At 55.4% G+C, this 16,612-nt stretch carries 16 protein-coding genes and 1 pseudogene; 6 read left to right on the forward strand and 11 right to left on the reverse strand.

The features are described from left to right. Positions 1 to 35: 35 nt before the first annotated feature. The 4 genes from ACR6JA_RS06320 to ACR6JA_RS06335 are packed head-to-tail and all read right to left on the reverse strand — an operon-like array spanning position 36 to position 4,631. A complete protein-coding gene (locus ACR6JA_RS06320) occupies positions 36 to 1,370 on the reverse strand; it encodes a M20 family metallopeptidase (RefSeq protein WP_494493106.1) in 1,335 nt (444 codons plus the stop codon). After that, positions 1,367 to 2,281, reverse strand: a complete 915-nt coding sequence (locus tag ACR6JA_RS06325) for an ABC transporter permease (RefSeq protein ID WP_494493107.1) — start codon at positions 2,279 to 2,281, stop codon at positions 1,367 to 1,369. The genes ACR6JA_RS06320 and ACR6JA_RS06325 overlap by 4 nt, the downstream gene beginning before the upstream one ends. Next, positions 2,281 to 3,141, reverse strand: coding sequence for an ABC transporter permease (locus ACR6JA_RS06330; protein ID WP_494493108.1), 861 nt, complete (start codon positions 3,139 to 3,141; stop codon positions 2,281 to 2,283). Before ACR6JA_RS06330 ends, ACR6JA_RS06325 begins: the two co-directional genes overlap by 1 nt. Further along, positions 3,138 to 4,631: an ABC transporter substrate-binding protein gene (locus ACR6JA_RS06335; RefSeq protein ID WP_213714374.1), complete on the reverse strand. Its 1,494-nt coding sequence runs from the start codon at positions 4,629 to 4,631 to the stop codon at positions 3,138 to 3,140. Before ACR6JA_RS06335 ends, ACR6JA_RS06330 begins: the two co-directional genes overlap by 4 nt. A gap of 184 nt (positions 4,632 to 4,815) precedes the next feature. Here ACR6JA_RS06335 and ACR6JA_RS06340 point away from each other — a divergent pair, with 184 nt between their 5' ends. Continuing rightward, positions 4,816 to 5,472 carry a GntR family transcriptional regulator gene (locus ACR6JA_RS06340; RefSeq protein ID WP_213714372.1) on the forward strand — a complete coding sequence of 219 codons (657 nt, stop codon included), beginning with the start codon at positions 4,816 to 4,818 and terminating at the stop codon, positions 5,470 to 5,472. 140 nt (positions 5,473 to 5,612) lie between these two features. On the opposite strand, the gene ACR6JA_RS06345 is transcribed toward ACR6JA_RS06340, so the two are convergent. From ACR6JA_RS06345 to ACR6JA_RS06355, 3 genes and pseudogenes are all read right to left on the reverse strand, one after another. After that, on the reverse strand, positions 5,613 to 6,755 hold the full coding sequence (locus tag ACR6JA_RS06345; protein ID WP_494493109.1) for a trans-sulfuration enzyme family protein: 1,143 nt from the start codon (positions 6,753 to 6,755) through the stop codon (positions 5,613 to 5,615). 22 nt (positions 6,756 to 6,777) lie between these two features. Next, a pseudogene (locus ACR6JA_RS06350) lies at positions 6,778 to 7,737 on the reverse strand (PLP-dependent cysteine synthase family protein); the annotation flags it as partial. Between the two features lie 265 nt (positions 7,738 to 8,002). Next, complete coding sequence (locus ACR6JA_RS06355) at positions 8,003 to 8,509, reverse strand: RrF2 family transcriptional regulator (RefSeq protein WP_494493110.1); 507 nt, start codon at positions 8,507 to 8,509, stop codon at positions 8,003 to 8,005. 172 nt (positions 8,510 to 8,681) lie between these two features. Between ACR6JA_RS06355 and ACR6JA_RS06360 the strand changes: the two genes are divergently transcribed. From ACR6JA_RS06360 to ACR6JA_RS06370, 3 genes are all read left to right on the forward strand, one after another. Next, entirely contained in the window at positions 8,682 to 9,884 is a 1,203-nt protein-coding gene (locus ACR6JA_RS06360) for an NAD(P)/FAD-dependent oxidoreductase (protein ID WP_494493111.1), read from the forward strand. A 39-nt stretch (positions 9,885 to 9,923) separates the two neighbouring features. Beyond that, complete coding sequence (gene yqfB / locus ACR6JA_RS06365) at positions 9,924 to 10,235, forward strand: N(4)-acetylcytidine aminohydrolase (protein ID WP_494493112.1); 312 nt, start codon at positions 9,924 to 9,926, stop codon at positions 10,233 to 10,235. A gap of 107 nt (positions 10,236 to 10,342) precedes the next feature. Next, a complete protein-coding gene (locus ACR6JA_RS06370) occupies positions 10,343 to 11,731 on the forward strand; it encodes a hypothetical protein (protein ID WP_494493113.1) in 1,389 nt (462 codons plus the stop codon). A 50-nt stretch (positions 11,732 to 11,781) separates the two neighbouring features. Here ACR6JA_RS06370 and ACR6JA_RS06375 read toward each other — a convergent pair whose 3' ends face one another. Then, the gene (locus ACR6JA_RS06375; RefSeq protein ID WP_008458803.1) at positions 11,782 to 12,003 is read right to left on the reverse strand and encodes an HP1242/YdcH family protein; all 222 of its coding nucleotides are present in this window, start codon (positions 12,001 to 12,003) and stop codon (positions 11,782 to 11,784) included. Between the two features lie 261 nt (positions 12,004 to 12,264). Here ACR6JA_RS06375 and ACR6JA_RS06380 point away from each other — a divergent pair, with 261 nt between their 5' ends. Both ACR6JA_RS06380 and ACR6JA_RS06385 read left to right on the forward strand, forming a co-directional pair. After that, entirely contained in the window at positions 12,265 to 13,029 is a 765-nt protein-coding gene (locus ACR6JA_RS06380) for a siderophore-interacting protein (protein WP_494493114.1), read from the forward strand. 11 nt (positions 13,030 to 13,040) lie between these two features. Then, complete coding sequence (locus ACR6JA_RS06385; RefSeq protein WP_213714358.1) at positions 13,041 to 13,616, forward strand: PadR family transcriptional regulator; 576 nt, start codon at positions 13,041 to 13,043, stop codon at positions 13,614 to 13,616. 74 nt (positions 13,617 to 13,690) lie between these two features. Here the strand turns inward: ACR6JA_RS06385 and yidZ are convergent, their stop codons facing one another. The 3 genes from yidZ to ACR6JA_RS06400 all read right to left on the reverse strand — a co-directional run bounded on the left by yidZ (position 13,691) and on the right by ACR6JA_RS06400 (position 16,541). Beyond that, on the reverse strand, positions 13,691 to 14,671 hold the full coding sequence (gene yidZ, locus ACR6JA_RS06390; protein WP_494493115.1) for an HTH-type transcriptional regulator YidZ: 981 nt from the start codon (positions 14,669 to 14,671) through the stop codon (positions 13,691 to 13,693). Then, positions 14,640 to 15,824: an MFS transporter gene (locus tag ACR6JA_RS06395; RefSeq protein ID WP_494493116.1), complete on the reverse strand. Its 1,185-nt coding sequence runs from the start codon at positions 15,822 to 15,824 to the stop codon at positions 14,640 to 14,642. The genes yidZ and ACR6JA_RS06395 overlap by 32 nt, the downstream gene beginning before the upstream one ends. Positions 15,825 to 16,028: 204 nt before the next feature. Continuing rightward, the gene (locus ACR6JA_RS06400; RefSeq protein WP_494493117.1) at positions 16,029 to 16,541 is read right to left on the reverse strand and encodes an SRPBCC family protein; all 513 of its coding nucleotides are present in this window, start codon (positions 16,539 to 16,541) and stop codon (positions 16,029 to 16,031) included. Positions 16,542 to 16,612: the final 71 nt, after the last annotated feature.

Here is a 16,612-nt window from a genome sequence, read left to right on the forward strand (position 1 = left end):
CATTATCCTGTCTGGTTCCCGGGTGCTGGCCGTATTTAAAAGGCAAGTAGCCAGTCATTAAGCGATTGTTGGTAGCGTTGTAAGCCCCTGAGCGTGACGAATTCGTTCACGCCGTGGGCGTTGCCGCCGTAGCCCAGGCCGCCAATCAGGAAGGCTGGTGCCACAGGGGCGAAGGCGTAGGCCGGGGCGCAGCCTGGCGCCCAGGGCCAGATTTGCGGTTTTGCCTGCTGTTGGTGATAGCTCGCCATCAGCTCAAGCACGCCAGCGTCATCAATGCTGAAGCGGTAGCCGGGGTAGCTGTCCCCGGGCTCGAGCACCGCTCCGGCAAGTGCCGGGCTGGCAAGCTGTTCTTTTATGCGCCGCATCAGGCGTTCGCCATCGACGACGGGCGGTGTTCTTAGCACCACATCGGCGAAGGCTTCCGGAGGGATCACGCCCTGAGCGCCGCGCGGCAGGCTGGCTATCTCCGACACGCTTAGCACCGCGCTGCCCAGCAGGTATGCCAGGTTGCTGAAACTGTCGCCAGTGATGGCGTATTTTTCGCTGCGGCGGAAGGTCAGTTCGTCCGTCAAATTAAATTCCAGCGCGAGGTCGTCCAAAATTGAGCTTGCTTCTTCGTCCAGCTCGCCCGTTTCGAGCACGCCGTTGGCGTGAGGCGGGGCAAGAGTGCTTAACGCCTGCACCAGCCGCCAGACCGGGTTATCAATCCATGCAGCGTTGCTGGCGTGAATCGCCGCTTTCGGGCCGCCCCAGCTGCCGCCTTTGACTACCAGGCGGCCACCGCTGCGGCCGGTGAAGCCGAGGTAAATGCGCGGTGCGCCGCCACCGTATTCGCACAGGGAAGGGAAAAGCACCGCTTCTGCCGGGGCAACCGGGCAAGGCTGCTGGGCGAGGTAGCGGCGCAGGTTGCCACTGCCAATCTCTTCTTCGCCTTCTAGCAGGATTTCAATGTTGGTATGCAGGCGGCCCGAGTGATAGAGATCGCGCACCACCATCAGCATGCCTGCCAGCGGGCCTTTGTTGTTCTCTGCCCCGCGAGAAATAAACACATCGCCTTTATCCGACCAGTGTTTGAGGCCGCCCACGAACGGGTCGACCTCCCAGCCGTCTTCTTCGGCGGGCATCACGTCGTACATGTTGTACAGCACGAGGGTTCGTGGCGAGCCGGTATTAATTCGCACATGTACCAGCGGCGGTGCGTCGTCCTGAAGCTGCTGGCTGACCGGGTAGAGCACTTCAGCGTCAGTTTCTTCAATTAACCAACGCTCAAGCCACTGCGCCATGTCGCGCTGCTGGTCGATATTGCCCGCCACGCTTCGGAAAGGCGTCAACTGGTGCAGGAGATCCAGCGTTGCATCGAGTGACTTCATAGCCGGATCCTCGGGTTCAGTACCACGTAGAGCAAATCAATGATTAGGTTCACCACCACAAACACCAGCGCGGCCAGCAGGACAATCGCCTGCACCAGCGGGAAGTCACGGTTTTGAATGGCCTGCACCGCAAGGCGGCCAATGCCGGGCCAGGCAAAAATAATTTCGGTGACCAGCGCGCCGCCCAGCAGGGAAGCGAAATACATTCCCTGCACGGTGACGACCGGGATCAGCGCATTGCGCAGGCCGTGGCGAATCAGGATCCGCCACGAACTTAGCCCCTTGGCCTGCGCCGTGCGGATGTAATCCTGAGCCAGAACGTCGATTAGGCTGGCACGCACCAGGCGCGCAATGGCGCTCATGTAATAGGCCCCAAGGCTGATGGCGGGCATGATCAGATGACTGAAGGTGCCGTAGCCGCTGGAGGGCAGCCAGCGTAGATGCAGGCTGAACCCGATAATCATCAACAGACCCAGCCAGAATACCGGCACGGCCTGCCCGCTGAAGGCAAACAGGCGGGCGAGTAAGTCCCAAACGCTGTTGCGCCAGACCGCGCTCACCAGGCCAAGCAGCAGGCCAACTACGGTGCTCCAGGCCAGGGCAGAAACGGCCAGCAGCAGCGTGGCAGGCACGCGCTGGGCGATAAGCTCGGTCACCGGCTGGTCATAGCGCAGCGAAAGGCCAAGGTCGCCGTGCAGCAGGCCGGTCAGGTAATGGCCGTATTGCCAGAGCAGCGGACGGTCAAAACCCATTGCGTGGCGGAAGTTGTCTATTTCTTGCTGGGAAGAGCCGGGCGGCATCATCACCGCGGCAGGATCGCCGGTCAGGTGCAGGCTGTAAAAGATCAGCAGTGAGACGCCAAACATCACCAGCACGGCCTGCGCGAAGCGGGAAAGAATGTAGCGCAGCATCAGTCGAGCCTCGTGTGGGTTTTACGCAGCAGGCTGTCGCCGAGCAGGTTACAGCCGATCACCAGCGCCGCGATAATCAGCCCCGGCCACAGCACCAGCCATTCCGCCAGCAGCATGTAGGAACGTCCCTCACCAATCAGGTTGCCGAGCGTAGGCGTTGGCGGCTGGATCCCCATCCCGAGAAAGCCAATGGAGGCTTCGAGGACAATCAGCCTTGGAATATCCAGCGTCAGCAGAACAACCAGCGGCGTGGCGAGGTTAGGCAGAATATGTCGCAGCAGAATACGCGGCGTGGAAAAGCCCATGGCGCGAACGGCTTCGATGTATTCCAGTTCGCGTAACTCGAGCGTTTTGGCGCGCGCCACGCGGGCGTAAATCGCCCAACTGGTCACGCCCATGATCAGGATAATGTTTTCCAGTGAAGTGCCGAACAGCGCCATCACCAGCAAAATCAGCAGAATAAAGGGCACCGCCAGCTGGATGTCCATCAGGCGCATGATAACGGCATCCAGCCAGCCGCCAACGTAGCCTGCCAGCATGCCCAGCAGGGTGCCGATAACGGCGGCAATTGCCGCCGCCAGTAACACCACCGTCAGGGATAGGCGGGTACCCGCCAGGATCCTTGCCAGCAAATCGCGCCCGAGCTGATCGGTGCCGAGCCAGTGCATCCCGCTTGCCGTTTCGCTGCCCGGCGGCAGGAAGGTATCCGCCAGGTTGTTGGTTAACGGGTCGGGCAAGGGCAGCCACGGGGCCACCACTGCCAGCAGGATCACGATGCCAAGCAATAATCCCCCCAGCGCCCCGTCACCTGAAATCAGGCGACGCGGGCGGCGGGCCAGGGCGCGTCCGGGAAAAATCATTTCAGCCTCAAATCATACAGCGGGATACGCGCGTCGGCGCGACCGGTAAAGTTCAGGCTGTCGCTGTTGGCATACAGCGAATCCTCACGGTACAGCGGGATCAGCGGCTGCTCTTTGGCGACAACTTTCTGGATGTCCTGCAGGATAACTTCACGCTTTTTCGCATCTACCGTTGAGCGGCTAGCGTTCAGCAGTTTATCCAGTTCAGGGTTGCTGACCGTGGAGTACGGCTCGCCGGAGTGCAGGATAGGGTACAGCGCGGCATCGGCATCCAGGGTTTGGGTTGAACCCCACGCCAGCATGTACATTTCCGCCTGTTTACCGGAAGCCACCTGCTGGGTATAGACGGACCACTCAGGCACTTCAAGCTGCGCCTTCACGCCGATGGCGGCCAAGTCCTGCACAATCGCCTGAGCCACTTCGGCGCTGGCGATATAGCGACGCGGCGCCTGGAATTTCAGCGTGAAGCCGTCCGGGTAACCCGCTTCCTTAAGCAAGGCTTTAGCTTTGGCGATGTCCTGCTCAGGGGCCGGAACATTGAGGTAACCAAAGTCCTTGGCGCCAGCCATGGTGCCGGTTGGCGTACCAAAACCGTGCAGCAGCTGGGTGGTATAGGCTTGACGATTCAGCGCCAGCGACAGCGCCTGTCGAACGCGGGCATCACTTAAAGGTTTCTCACCATTCTTCAGGCCGAGGTAAATAGTCAATCCGCCGCCTTTCACCTGCTCAAGATGAATGCCCGGTTTATTTTTCAGCGTAGAAACGAGGTCAGCAGGGACGCTGTCAACCAGCTGTACTTCCCCTGTTAACAGGGCGGTAATGCGGGCAGTTGCTTCCGGGATTGGGCGCCATGTCACCTGGTCAATTGTAGGTTTTCCACGCCAATAATGTGGATTAGCCTGCATAACCACACGTTCATCTGGTATAAATTCTTTTAATGTATATGCTCCACTACCAATAGGTTTTCGTGCAAATTCCGCAGCACCGACTTTACTTACATAGGCAGGCGGCACGATGTAGGTCGGATAACGGCTCATACGGGTTGGCAGCAGCGGGTCCGGGCCATCCGTGTGAATACGAACCTGATAGTCGCCGGTCACTTCTACCGACTTAATGGTGCGGATGTAAGAGATGGTTGGCGCGTGGTTGGCCGGGTCCAGAATACGGTCAATAGAGAATTTCACCGCCGCCGCGTTAACCGGTTCACCGTTGGTGAACGTAACGCCAGGGCGCAGATCGAATTGCCAGGTCGTGTCATTCAGCGCTTTCCAGGAGGTGGCAAGGCCGGGCTGAAGCTGCATGTTTTTATCGCGCAGGACCAGCGTATCGAAAATATTGTCCACCAGGGTGGCGGCTTCTTTAAGAAAACCGGGATCCATCGCGGTGGCGGAAGCAGGTTGGGCTATAACTAATTCACTTGCGTAGCTAAAGGGGGTTACCAGGCTAATTAATACAGCCAGAGTTGCGAGCTTACGGCCAGATGCTTTCATTGTAGTCAATCCCTATACGTTACCGTCTAAATTATTGACGGATATCGAATGTTTCGTCAGGTTAATTCGCATGGTGGTATAAATTTGTGGTAAGAGTACATGATATATCCTATATACTCCATTGATGACAAGCCAGTTATTAAACTGCAAATACAAAGTAGTTATTTTGCTATAGGAAATAAACATGCTTGAGTTAGAAAAAGCGCAAAGAATGAGTTTAACCATGCAAGTTGAGGGCAGGTTAAAGAGTGCGTTGATCGTGGGAACCTTAAAACCCGGCGCGAGATTAGTGACCAAAGAGATTGCAGAGCAGCTTGGCACCAGTATTACACCTGTGCGTGAAGCGCTTTTGCGTCTTGTTTCTTCTGGCGCACTTGACGCAACGCCGGCGCAGGCATTTTTGGTGCCTGAAATTTCTCTGGGGCGCTACCACGAAATTACAACCATCCGTAAAAATCTGGAGGGTATGGCGGTAGAGCAGGCGGCACGTTACATGGATAAAACCAAACTCGCCCGTTTGCAGCAGCTTTGCGATGCGTTTCTTGAAGCGAAACATATCAGCGTTGAGGCGGCGCTGCAGGCCAATCGGGAGTTTCGTTTCCAGCTGTTTGAGTATGCAGAGATGCCAACGCTCACCGTGTTAATTGAGCAGCTTTGGGTGCGCATTGGGCCATGCTTTAATTATCTCTACCCGCAGTCGGAAGAAATGACGCAGGGGCACCATAATTATGACGATCTGCTGGAAGCATTGGCTGAAAAAGATGAAAAGCGCAGCGTGAAAGCAATTCATAAAGCGATAGACGACGGGGCAGATATTTTGCGCCGACAGTACTTTGGTTAAAGACTAAGCATCTTTAATTTATTAACGCACAGCAAATAAATGGCCTTTTGTCTTACTCTGGATGTGCTCCAGGCTTGTAACAAAAGGCCATTATTTATATTTATGGCGGTATTTCTTCCCGCGCTTTAGCGAATTATTTGCTAACTCAGCGCCTGCGCCAGATCCGCGCGCAAATCTTCCGCGTCTTCAATCCCGACCGACAAACGAATCAGCTGCGGCACAATGCCGTTACTCAAACGCTGTTCTAGCGGAATAGAAGCGTGGGTCATGCTGAATGGCTGGCTGACCAGGCTTTCCACGCCGCCCAGACTTTCGGCGAGCGTAAACAGCTTCAGCTTGCTGATCACTTCCTCGGCCCGCCTTTCATTCCCGCGAACCACAATAGAAATCATGCCGCCAGGCTGCGACATTTGCTGGCGCGCAAGCTGATGCTGAGGGTGAGTCTCCAGCCATGGGAAATAGACTTTTTCTACCTCAGGATGCGTCTGGAGCCACTCTGCCAGCTGGAGCGCGTTGCTGCTGTGGCGTTCCATGCGCAGCGCCAGAGTACGAATGCCCCGTAGCGTCAGGAAACTGCTGAACGGGTCGAGCACGCCGCCGACCGCATTTTGCAAATAACCAAGCTGCTGCGCCAGGTCGTCATTCGCGCCGACCACCGCCAGCCCGGCGACAACATCAGAATGGCCGTTCAGGTATTTGGTGGCCGAGTGCACCACGATATCGAACCCGGACTCCAGCGGGCGCTGAAGCGCAGGCGAAGCGAAGGTATTGTCGGCCACGCTTATCAGGCGATGGCGTTTGGCGATATCCGCAATCGCCGCCAGGTCTGCCAGCTTGAGCAGCGGATTGGTGGGGGTTTCCACCCAAATCATGCGTGTTTCAGGCCGAATGGCCGCCTGCAGCTCGTCGAGATCGTCAGGCTTTACCCAGCTTACCTGGAGCGCGGCGCTGCGTTTGCGCACGTTTTCAATCAGTCGCCAGGTGCCGCCGTACACATCGTCAACGGCGATGATATGGCTACCGCTGTCCAGCAGCTCGAGCACGGTTGAGATAGCCGCGAGTCCAGAAGCAAACGCGTAACCCCGCTGGCCGCCTTCGAGTTCGGCAATCGCCGTTTCCAGCGCCTGGCGGGTGGGGTTGCCGCTGCGAGAGTATTCAAAACCGGTGTGCTGGCCAGGTGCCGGTTGGGCAAAAGTCGATGTGGCATAAATCGGTGGCATCACCGCGCCGTGTGCATCCTCGAAAGTACCGCTGTGCACACTCTGGGTAGCAAATTTATTCATGAATTTTCCTTAATAGTTACGCCAGGTTTTGCTGGCTGAGCCATTGATCGTTAAACATTTTCGATAAATATTTGTTACCGCTATCGCAGGCGAAGGTGACCACGCGTTTGGGCGTGTTCTGTGCCTGGCAATAGCGCAAGGCGGCGGCGAGCAGGGTGCCAGTAGAAGAACCCGCCAGGATGCCTTCGTGGGTTAGCAATTCGCGTGCCGTGGAAAACGCTTCGCGGTCGCTGATCCGGTATGCGTGCTGGACGCGCTCAAAGTCGGCAAGCGATGGCACAAAGTCTTCACCGATGCCTTCCACCAGCCAACTGCCCACTTCGCCATATCTACCGTGCTCAACCACATCGGCAAGAATGGATCCGCAGGGATCGGCCAGCACAAACTCGGTTTGCGGGGAATGCTGGTGGAAAAACTGCTGCAGGCCGCCCAGCGTGCCACCGGAGCCGACGCCTACGACGATAGCGTCAATGTGGCCCCCGGTTTGCTCCCAAAGCTCAACGGCCGTGCCGCTGGTGTGGGCCAGCGGATTTGCGGCGTTAGAAAATTGATCGATGTAATAACTGCCCGGGATATCTGCCGCCAGCCGCAGGGCGTAATCCTGGTAATATTCCGGGTGGCCTTTAGTGACGTCCGAACGGGTCAGGCGTACGTCCACGCCCAGCGCGCGAAGATGGAAAATCTTTTCCTGACTCATTTTGTCCGGCACCACAAGAATCAGCGGGTAGCCTTTTTGCGTGGCAATCAGCGCCAGCCCCAGCCCGGTGTTGCCCGCCGTGGCTTCAATAATCGTGCCCCCGGGCTGCAGCTTACCGCTGCGCTCGGCATGTTCGATCATCGACAGGGCAACGCGGTCTTTAATTGAACCGCCGGGGTTTTGATTTTCCAGCTTAAGCAGCAGCTCGCAGCGGCCGGTATCAAGGTGATTGAGCCGCAGCAGCGGGGTGTGGCCTATCAGGTCCAGGACGGAATCGGCAATCATCGTTCTCTCAACATGAAAAGTGTTCATGTATGGAATGATAGGACGGCGAATTGACGCCTCTAAAGAACATAAACCCGTGGTTTAGATCGGAAAGTAATATAATGTGCTGTTCTGGCGGTGGGGAAGGAAAGCCGTTCGGATGTCTGGAATGGGGGATGGCTAAACGAGCCATCTTTTGCTGGTTTGCGCCTTTTTTTTAAACAAAAAAGCCAGCGGCTTATGCGCTGGCTGGCTTTGAATCTGCGAAATTGTACTAAGCGAAAGGCTAATTGCTCCGCCGGTCGCGGATCCAGTCCTGGACTTCGATAACAAATTCATCCGGTGCCTTGCGGTACATGCGGCGGGCCAGATCCAGCACGGTATGCTGGGCTAGCGCTTCTTCCATACGCTGCTGGGCAATGTTCATTACCGCGCGCACGCCACAAATCCCTTCGCAGGCCCATTCGGGCGGCGTTGTTTCAAACACGGCCAGCCGCTGGCGAATCTCTTTGCAGTCGAAAATGCTTTTCTCACCGTCGATGGCTGCCACAATGTCCAGCACGCTGATTTGGTCCGGCGGGCGAGAAAGGATAAACCCCCCGCCTTTACCTTCGCTGCTGATGACCAGCCCAGCCCTGGAAAGTTTGGTGAAAATTTTACCGAGATAGTCGTAGGGCACGCCCTGCAGTTCGGCGATTTCGCGCACGTTCATTTCGCGGCCTTCGCCTTTGCCATCCACCATGCATATCAGGCTATGAATGCCGTACTCCACGCCCGAACTGTAAAACGCCATGCTGCCTCCGACTCATTTAATCCAGGTAATGTAGGGATTTTACTCACGCGATGCAATCTGTAACCCCGAAAACAGCGGATTAAAAATAAACTCCGAAAGATCTTGTCGTAGTTAACTGCGACAAGTATAGTCGCAGTCGTTGGCCACTGAGGGCCTTTACCGGAGTAGAACCATGCAACAGAAGATCCTGATCCTTGGCGCCGGCTTTGCCGGTATGTGGGCGGCCCTGAGCGCGGCCAGACTGGCGGCGATGCATAACCGTGACGACATTGAGATCGCCGTGCTGGCTCCCCAGCCTGAGCTGCGCGTTCGCCCACGTTTTTACGAAACCGAGGTGGCTTCGCTGGTCGCTCCTCTTCAGCCGCTGTTCGACGTCACCGGCGTGACCTTTGTGAAAGGCGAGGCGCAGCGTATCGACAGCGTCAATCAGTGCGTCTGGTACCGTGACGAGCAGGGCAACAGCACACCGCGACAGTACGATCGGCTTGTTCTGGCTACCGGCAGCAACCTCAAGCGCGACCTGATCGACGGCGCGGCAGAGCATGCTTTCGACCTCGACCAGCTCGAGAGCGCCCTCCGCCTGGAGCAGCATATTTCAGACTTAGCGCAGCAGCCGGAAAGCGAAGCCCGCAACACGGTCATTGTCTGTGGCGGCGGCTTTACAGGCATTGAAATGGCGACCGAACTGCCGGGCAGATTGCGCGCGGTACTGGGCCAAGAAACAAATGCTCGCGTTATTGTGGTGGAACGGGGCGATAAAATCGGCGGTCGCTACAGCCGCGAGCTGCGGGATGTGATTGCTACTGCCAGCGAAGACCTGGGCGTGGAGTGGCGACTGAATACCGACGTCCGCGAAATTGATGCGAACGGCATTGTACTGGCCGACGGCGAACGCATCGCCTCCAGCACGGTAATACTGACCGCAGGTGTACAGGCCAGCCCGCTAACCGCGCAGATTAATGCCCCGCGTGATCAACAAGGCCGTCTGCACGTGGATGCCTTTTTGCGGGTGGAAGGGCAGCCAGCTATTTTTGCGACGGGGGATGTGGCGCGTGCCGAGACGGATGAACAGGGCAACCTCGCGCTAATGACCTGCCAGCACGCCATCATGCTGGGCCGCTTTGTGGGCTATAACGTGGCGGCAAGCCTGCTGGACGTCGCGCCACTGCCATACCGCCAGATTAACTATGTCACCTGTCTCGATCTAGGCGGCTGGGGCGCGGTGTTTACCGAAGGCTGGGAGCAAAAAGTGACGCACGTGCGCGAGGAAGCGAAGAAAATTAAGTTGTCGATTACTCAGGAACTCATTTACCCGCCGGTGGCAGACAGAAAAATCGCCTTTGAAACGGCGGATCCGTTAGCGCCGTTCGTCTAAGGGATTTATCATGCTGCCGAATGTATATCAGGAGGCAGCATGGCTAACGACATCACTTTTTTCCGCCGTTTTGAGCACGACATTATCGCCGGGCTAAAAACGATTACGCTGCGCGACAGCAGCGAATCCCATTTTCAGCCCGGCCAGCGTTTGCGCGTGGGCCGCTACGAAGATGACGTCTATTTCTGTACGATCGACGTGACCAGCGTGACGCCGGTGCTGCTTGATGATTTGGACGAGGAACACGCCCGCCAGGAGAACATGACGCTGGCAGAGCTTAAACAGTTGATTGGTGAAATCTATCCGGGATTGAATGCGTTGTACGAAATTTCATTCCGTGTGGTGCGCTAATCCTTCGCCCGAGATTAGCATGATGGAAGGGGGGGTAATCGTGCGTTTGCTTGTATTGGTGGCTGGTAGTATCAGCGATACTTCTTGCGCGAATACAACAAGACATTATGCAAAATCACTTTTTAAAACAGCTCCAGCATTTTCTGAGGGACATAGAAAACGCTGAGCAGGCGACTCAGGTTCCTCAGAGGCTCGCCGATTATCTTTTCTCAAACCAGGCGTGCCTGGATGAAAGCAATATTACGCTCGATTTGATTAATGCCCTGAGTGACTGGCTGGAAGGTAAACAGCAAAACCTGAATCAACTCTACCTGTCACTCTATCTTTTCTGGCTGAGCGCGCTGGCGCGCAACGGTATCGATATTTTTTATTTTGGCGAGCTGAACAAGCTGCAAATGCTCGGATCGCGCTTCAGAGATTCGGCCATCAACAACCTCTATTACCTCAGTTATGAAGAGACAAATCAGCAGGAAATCACCGCTTTTCATAACAAAATTGCCGCCAGCACGGCCCCTTTTATTCTCTACGATCCGCAGGGACTAAAGCTGGCCTTTGCGGTTGAACATCCTCAGGCTATAGGCTGCATTTCGTTGTACGATTTGCTGATTGATAATTTCATTCCCTTAAGCACAACAGCTACTCAGTACACGCATTTGCTGGCGCAGCAATATACCGCGCTGGCTAATCCAAACGTCAGAACAGTTATTATAGGTAACTCCTACAGTTTTTATGGCTTCCCTGACGCGCTGTTTGAACGCAGCATAAATCTTTCTACCCACAGCCTGGGGCTGAAGCAGGCCCAGCAATTAACGGCGCATATTATTGAGCGTTATCCGCACGTGCAAAACTTTGTGTATTGCCTGGGCTTCTTTGATCTGTATAGCGACCTGTTAAAAACAAAAGATGACTTTAACCAGCAAATCATCCACGCCTGGAGCCAGCTCAATAGCCATTACAGGATAAAGCCGGAAGAAGGGATAACCGCCGACGGCATGCAGGCGTTTAGCCGGCTGGTGATGCCTACGCCGGTGCAAGGGCAAGCGATAAATGGACTCGAGGATAATAATGCCAGGGCGCAAATTTGTGAGTCCGCACGCCTTGTTTTTGCCCGCAGCGACTCACTCCCTGCCATGCAGCAGAAAGAGGAAGCCCAAAAGCGGGGGATCTCTCACTCGAAATCAGTGAAGCACCAGACAACGCTTGCAGAGAATAAACCCCGCGTGGCTGAGATGAGCGTTCAGTTGGCGACAAAAGGCAAAAAGGTTATCTGGCTAACGCCGTCTTTCCCGTCAGACTACGTGGACAATCTTGATGCTGAGATGAAACAGACGCATCGCCAATATTTTGCAGACCTTGAAGGGGCGCATTCGCGTTTTATCGATCTCTCAGAACATCCCGCTTTTGTGTGCGAAGATTTCCGCGACGGCGATCACCTGAACTATTTGGGGGCTGGGAAAATGATTAGCATACTGCGGGCGCTGGGTGTGGCGCTGTAATCTCTGGAGACAACAAGGGAAGGGCAAACCCTTCCCCGGTTTCAATGCTATCAGGCCGGTTGGCTCGCCTGTTTCAACATCTGGTAAAGCTCTTGTTTTACCCTCAGTTTTTCTTTCTTCATCTGCACAACTTCATCGTTGTATCCCGTCCCTTGCGGCCCCTCCTTGCGTAAAATCTCGCTATCAAGACGGTTGTGCTTATTAAACAGGCTGAGAAAGCGGGGGTTTTCGGACTTCAGGTGGGTAATCAAATCACGGTACTCAGGAAACATGTCAGGCCTCCCTGGTCAGTAGGTTGGTGAGTGGATTAACAACTGGCTGACGCCAACTTCAGTTTAGAACCGAATTTGCGATAAGGGAAAGTACAAAAAAGCATCGTTTTGTCAATTTGCGATCCCGGCAGCACCTGGCCGGAATGGATGTCATTCTCATTGTTTAAACCTGGTGATAACGCCGCAAAATGATAAAGACAGCCGCGGTGTCGTGCACTAAGATATGTCTATGATATATCTTACACACCTAAAAGGTACGCTATGACAACGCAAAATAACGCTAAAAAAGTGCCGGTTCGGGTTCGTAACGAACTGAAGTTTCGTGAATTAACGGTTAAAACGAAAACGCTGATTGCCAATACGTTTTACCGTCTGGTCTTCACCAGCCCGCAGTTGGCGGATTTCGCTTCCCAGGGATTTGATGACCACATCAAAGTCTTCTTCCCGGCTGAAAATGGCGAATTCACTCCGCCGCAGGTCACCAGCGAGGGCATTGTCTGGGGAGAGGGTGCTCGCCCACAGTCGCGTGACTATACGCCGCTGGATTTCAATGCCGAACGCGGTGAATTAACCCTGGATTTCTATTTGCACGACGGCGGCGTAGCCAGCAGTTGGGCGAAAGAAGCACAGCCGGGCGACAAGCTGTTCATCGGTGGCCCACGCGGTTCTCTGGTCACCCCAACAGATTATCACTGGCAGCTGTACGTGACCGATGAAAGCGGGCTGCCTGCGGTGCGCCGCCGTCTGCAGTCGCTGAGTCAGGATGTTCAGGTCGAAGTCCTGGTTAATTGCCACCATTCCGACAGCCTCGGCTATCTGAGCGAATTCCCTGCGGTAAATGTGCGGGCGTTAACTCACGTGGAGATCGTCGGGTACCTGAAGCAGATTGAGATCCCTGCCGACGACTATTACATCTGGATTGTTGGCGAAGGCAAAGAGGCTAAAGCGCTGGGAGATTACCTGCTGGACGTCCGCGTCCTGGACGCCGACCTGGTGCGCGCCGTCGCCTACTGGCATGTCAAATAAGGTCACAAACTATGCGTATTCATCATCTGAGACAGCACAAATGCGAGCGCCATGAACAGCATCGCGGCAGGGGCGGTCATGGCCGCCTTGAGCAAAGCCACCCGGAGGGGCGCGCCCGCCATCGGCGCGAACGTCTGTTTGACGCCAACGATATCCGCCTGCTGATCCTGCATCTGCTGGCAAATGGCCCGGCCCACGGCTACGAACTGATCAAATCCATCGAAGGGATGGCGAAAGGGGAATATGTGCCGAGCCCCGGTATTATTTACCCGAACCTGACGCTGATGGAGGAGATGGGCTTTATTACGGTGGGCGAAGGGCAAAGCGGGAAAAAATCCTTCACGCTGACGGCGGAAGGACAAACCTCGCTTGAAGAGCAGCAGCTCGAACTGGAAGCGGTAACCAATCGACTCGCTACCCTTGGCGTTCTCGGCGACAACCGCCGTTTGCCCGAAGTACAGCGGGCTATTCATAATTTTAAAACGGCGCTGCACGCCAAACTCGGCAGCGCCGAGCTGTCGAAAGAGACGCTGTATAAGATTATCGACACGCTGGATCAGGCGGCAAAAGACATCGAACGCAGCTAGAGCCTGCCCTGGCGCGGGAGAAGAAACATTCACTCGCGCCGGGCTTCTATCGGCCTTGCTTGTCTGGAAAACGTTTAGACATTTGCTGTTTTACCGGCGATAACGAGATCGGCATAAAGCGCCTTAATCGCCTGCCTGAGCCAGATAATTTTCGGGTTATGGCGGTTACGTTTGTGCCAGATCATCATATAGGGTGCCCGGAATTTTTGCAGAAGCTCGGCATCAAACGGCAGCGGGCGGGAGACCAGCGGCAGGTGGTGAAGCTGGCCGTAATGCCGGCAGTAGCCCGGAGCGGTCGTCAGCAGAGAGTGCCCGGGCTGAGCGGCCATAAACAGAGACTGCTCGAATCCCGGCAGGCTCAACGCAATATCCCGCTTGCGCCCCATTTCTCTCAGGATATCATCCAGCGCCCAGGTATCGCTTTGTTCCCAGTAAATGCTGATATGGGGATAGCGCAAAAAAGTGTCCAGGTTCCACTCTTCCTCGAGAGCCGGATGATCTTCCCTCAGCCAGACAAAGGGAGAGTCATAAAAGAGCACTTCACAGTCGATAGACAACGGCAGATTCAGCTGTCCTTGAGAACGCGGATAGCTCTCACGGCCGGTGAAACCAACATCGACACTTCCACTCGTAATGGCGTCCAGCGCGTCGTAATCCCAGTGATGCAGCCTGATAGTCGCCTGGGGATAACGCTGATAAATCTGCTGCGACAGGGCGTTGAACATGATCATCATCAGCGGTAATTCAACCACAAGCTCAAACTTCAGTCCGCTCGGCGTCTCATGGTGAGCGTTATCCAGCAGCTGATGGCTCATTTGCATCCAGTCCGCCAGTTCCTGCGCCATGCTCACCATCAGTGGCGTAGGGACGAGTCCCTGAGGAGTATTTACAAATAATGAATCATCAAACCAAGCGCGCAGTTTTGCCAGCGATTTGCTGATCGCCGAAGGCGTGACGCTCAGCCGTTTTGCCGTGCGTGTGACGCTGCGTTCCTGCATCAGCAACTGCAGGCAGAGCAGCAAGTTAAGATCGAGGCTGTTGATTGTTTTCTTCATACTCAATTACGGCTCTGGGAGAGGCGACAAGGAAAATCAGTAAAAGGCTGACAATGCTACAGCCAATCAGAATTCCGATCAGCATATTCAGCGCATCGATACGAAAAATGGCGGCCAGCCATATCCACAATGATGAACCACACACTTGTGCCACTCCGAGCGTTGAGCTGGCTACCCCTGCCCGAAGTGAAAATGGCCCCAGTGCCTGGCTCATGGCTACGCCAAATCCGACGGAGAAACCGGCGCACACAAGCGTGAGTCCGACCAGCGTGAGCAAGTTTGAATCGGCCATGCTCAGGAGCAGACCCGCCGCCAGAAACAGCGTCTGAGACGTTATCATCATTGTGCGGGGCTGAAATACGCTCAGGGCAAACGGAGTAGAGAATGAAACGCTCATGCTGACGACGGCCGTTAACGCCATTGTTGTGGCGTATTCCCCGCGGGCTAAGCCCAGCCCCTCCATCAATAACACGGGGGAGGTGTTAACGAAGGTGAGGATGACCGTTACGCTGAGGGTTGTTATGGCCAGCCGACTGAGGAAGAAACGGTTTATCAGCGATTCGGCTTTCGGCAAAGAAACCAATGAGCTGGCGCCGTTGGCTGCTGGCCTCGTCTCTTTCAGTACCAGCAGGGAAAGCAGCAATACCGCGAGCCCCATTCCGGTCAGGGTATAGAACAAACTTTGCCACGGGAAAATAAGCATAATCAAATGCCCCAGCACCGGCGCCATCACCGGCACGATGCAGGTGATTCCGTTCATTAACGAGAGCACTTTGGTTCTGCGTCGCTCATCCAGGGCATCCCGCAGAATTGCGAAAGCAACCACGTAGCAGGCTCCCGCCCCGATCCCCTGACCCAGCCGGCCCGCCAGAAACAGCGTACTGTGCTGCGCCGAGGCGCATATCAGGGAGGCGGCAATAAAAATTACCGAACCGAATATTGCCACCGGCTTACGCCCCGAGCGGTCCGCCACACGGCCGGCAAAAAGCATGGAACAGGCCATTCCGGCAAGATAAACGGAGAAGGCAATATGCAGCTGCGCCTCGCTGGCGTTAAGATCGGACGCAATACGCGGTAAACCAACCAGATACATATCAATGCCCGCAGGGTAGAGCAAAATCAGGGCAAAACTGCAGATTAGAAAGCGTGTCATGGCGTCCTCAGTGTAATAGCGACGCTCAGCATAAGGGGAGAATCCTGCAGATACGAATTGCCATCTGGACAACACTCTTTTCCTCTGAGGAAATTAGCACGCGATACGGCCGGGGAGAGCGCTGACCGATGAGGAACAGCGCTACGTGGTGGGTATTGTATACCGCTGGCTGACTTCGCAAATGACGGGGCAAAAACCTTAACGCTATTTCTTCTGGCTCAGCGCATAATTTGCCAGGCCGCAAATCCACTCCTGATGTGCGTTTAGCATAGGGTTAGGCAACGTGCTCGCCAGGTCACGCGCGGGCTGCCCGTTTTGCGTTTCCTGAGTCAAGATGCGTACCCGGCCAGATGATAGATTCTCAATCAGCCAGGCGTGATGCACGTCCAGATCGGGAGACTCTGCACTGCCAACCCAGCCGTGCCAGGCGAGACGGCCTGGGATTTCCCCCAGCGGGGCGACAAACTCCACCACTTCGGCTTCAACCGGGAAACTAAAGGTCGTAAAGCGGAAGCGCGAACCTGCCGTTAACGTCGGCCCGCTGGCATCATGAAACACAATATCGGACACGTTGCTGTAATAGCGTTCCCAGGCCGAGGTTTGCGTCAGCCAGCGCCAGACTTCGCTGGCGTCCAGCCCGGTCATAATGATTTCGTTAGAAGCGAAGTTGTCGCTAAAACCGGGGATAAAGCCCTGCGGCCAATGAATTGAATGCATGTTTGATTCCTCTCGTTTCGTTGCTGTGAAGCGAGAATATCGACACCCTGGATATAAAACCAATCGTCAAA

It is taken from the genome of Cedecea sp. B1(4) (assembly GCF_059414925.1).

What these genes read in the sequence shown, in the direction of transcription:
- ACR6JA_RS06320 (WP_494493106.1), bottom strand. Translation starts at nt 1,370, where the DNA reads ATGAAGTCACTCGATGCAACGCTGGATCTCCTGCACCAGTTGACGCCT.
- ACR6JA_RS06325 (WP_494493107.1), bottom strand. Translation starts at nt 2,281, where the DNA reads ATGCTGCGCTACATTCTTTCCCGCTTCGCGCAGGCCGTGCTGGTGATG.
- ACR6JA_RS06330 (WP_494493108.1), bottom strand. Translation starts at nt 3,141, where the DNA reads ATGATTTTTCCCGGACGCGCCCTGGCCCGCCGCCCGCGTCGCCTGATT.
- ACR6JA_RS06335 (WP_213714374.1), bottom strand. Translation starts at nt 4,631, where the DNA reads ATGAAAGCATCTGGCCGTAAGCTCGCAACTCTGGCTGTATTAATTAGC.
- ACR6JA_RS06340 (WP_213714372.1), top strand. Translation starts at nt 4,816, where the DNA reads ATGCTTGAGTTAGAAAAAGCGCAAAGAATGAGTTTAACCATGCAAGTT.
- ACR6JA_RS06345 (WP_494493109.1), bottom strand. Translation starts at nt 6,755, where the DNA reads ATGAATAAATTTGCTACCCAGAGTGTGCACAGCGGTACTTTCGAGGAT.
- ACR6JA_RS06355 (WP_494493110.1), bottom strand. Translation starts at nt 8,509, where the DNA reads ATGGCGTTTTACAGTTCGGGCGTGGAGTACGGCATTCATAGCCTGATA.
- ACR6JA_RS06360 (WP_494493111.1), top strand. Translation starts at nt 8,682, where the DNA reads ATGCAACAGAAGATCCTGATCCTTGGCGCCGGCTTTGCCGGTATGTGG.
- yqfB (WP_494493112.1), top strand. Translation starts at nt 9,924, where the DNA reads ATGGCTAACGACATCACTTTTTTCCGCCGTTTTGAGCACGACATTATC.
- ACR6JA_RS06370 (WP_494493113.1), top strand. Translation starts at nt 10,343, where the DNA reads ATGCAAAATCACTTTTTAAAACAGCTCCAGCATTTTCTGAGGGACATA.
- ACR6JA_RS06375 (WP_008458803.1), bottom strand. Translation starts at nt 12,003, where the DNA reads ATGTTTCCTGAGTACCGTGATTTGATTACCCACCTGAAGTCCGAAAAC.
- ACR6JA_RS06380 (WP_494493114.1), top strand. Translation starts at nt 12,265, where the DNA reads ATGACAACGCAAAATAACGCTAAAAAAGTGCCGGTTCGGGTTCGTAAC.
- ACR6JA_RS06385 (WP_213714358.1), top strand. Translation starts at nt 13,041, where the DNA reads ATGCGTATTCATCATCTGAGACAGCACAAATGCGAGCGCCATGAACAG.
- yidZ (WP_494493115.1), bottom strand. Translation starts at nt 14,671, where the DNA reads ATGAAGAAAACAATCAACAGCCTCGATCTTAACTTGCTGCTCTGCCTG.
- ACR6JA_RS06395 (WP_494493116.1), bottom strand. Translation starts at nt 15,824, where the DNA reads ATGACACGCTTTCTAATCTGCAGTTTTGCCCTGATTTTGCTCTACCCT.
- ACR6JA_RS06400 (WP_494493117.1), bottom strand. Translation starts at nt 16,541, where the DNA reads ATGCATTCAATTCATTGGCCGCAGGGCTTTATCCCCGGTTTTAGCGAC.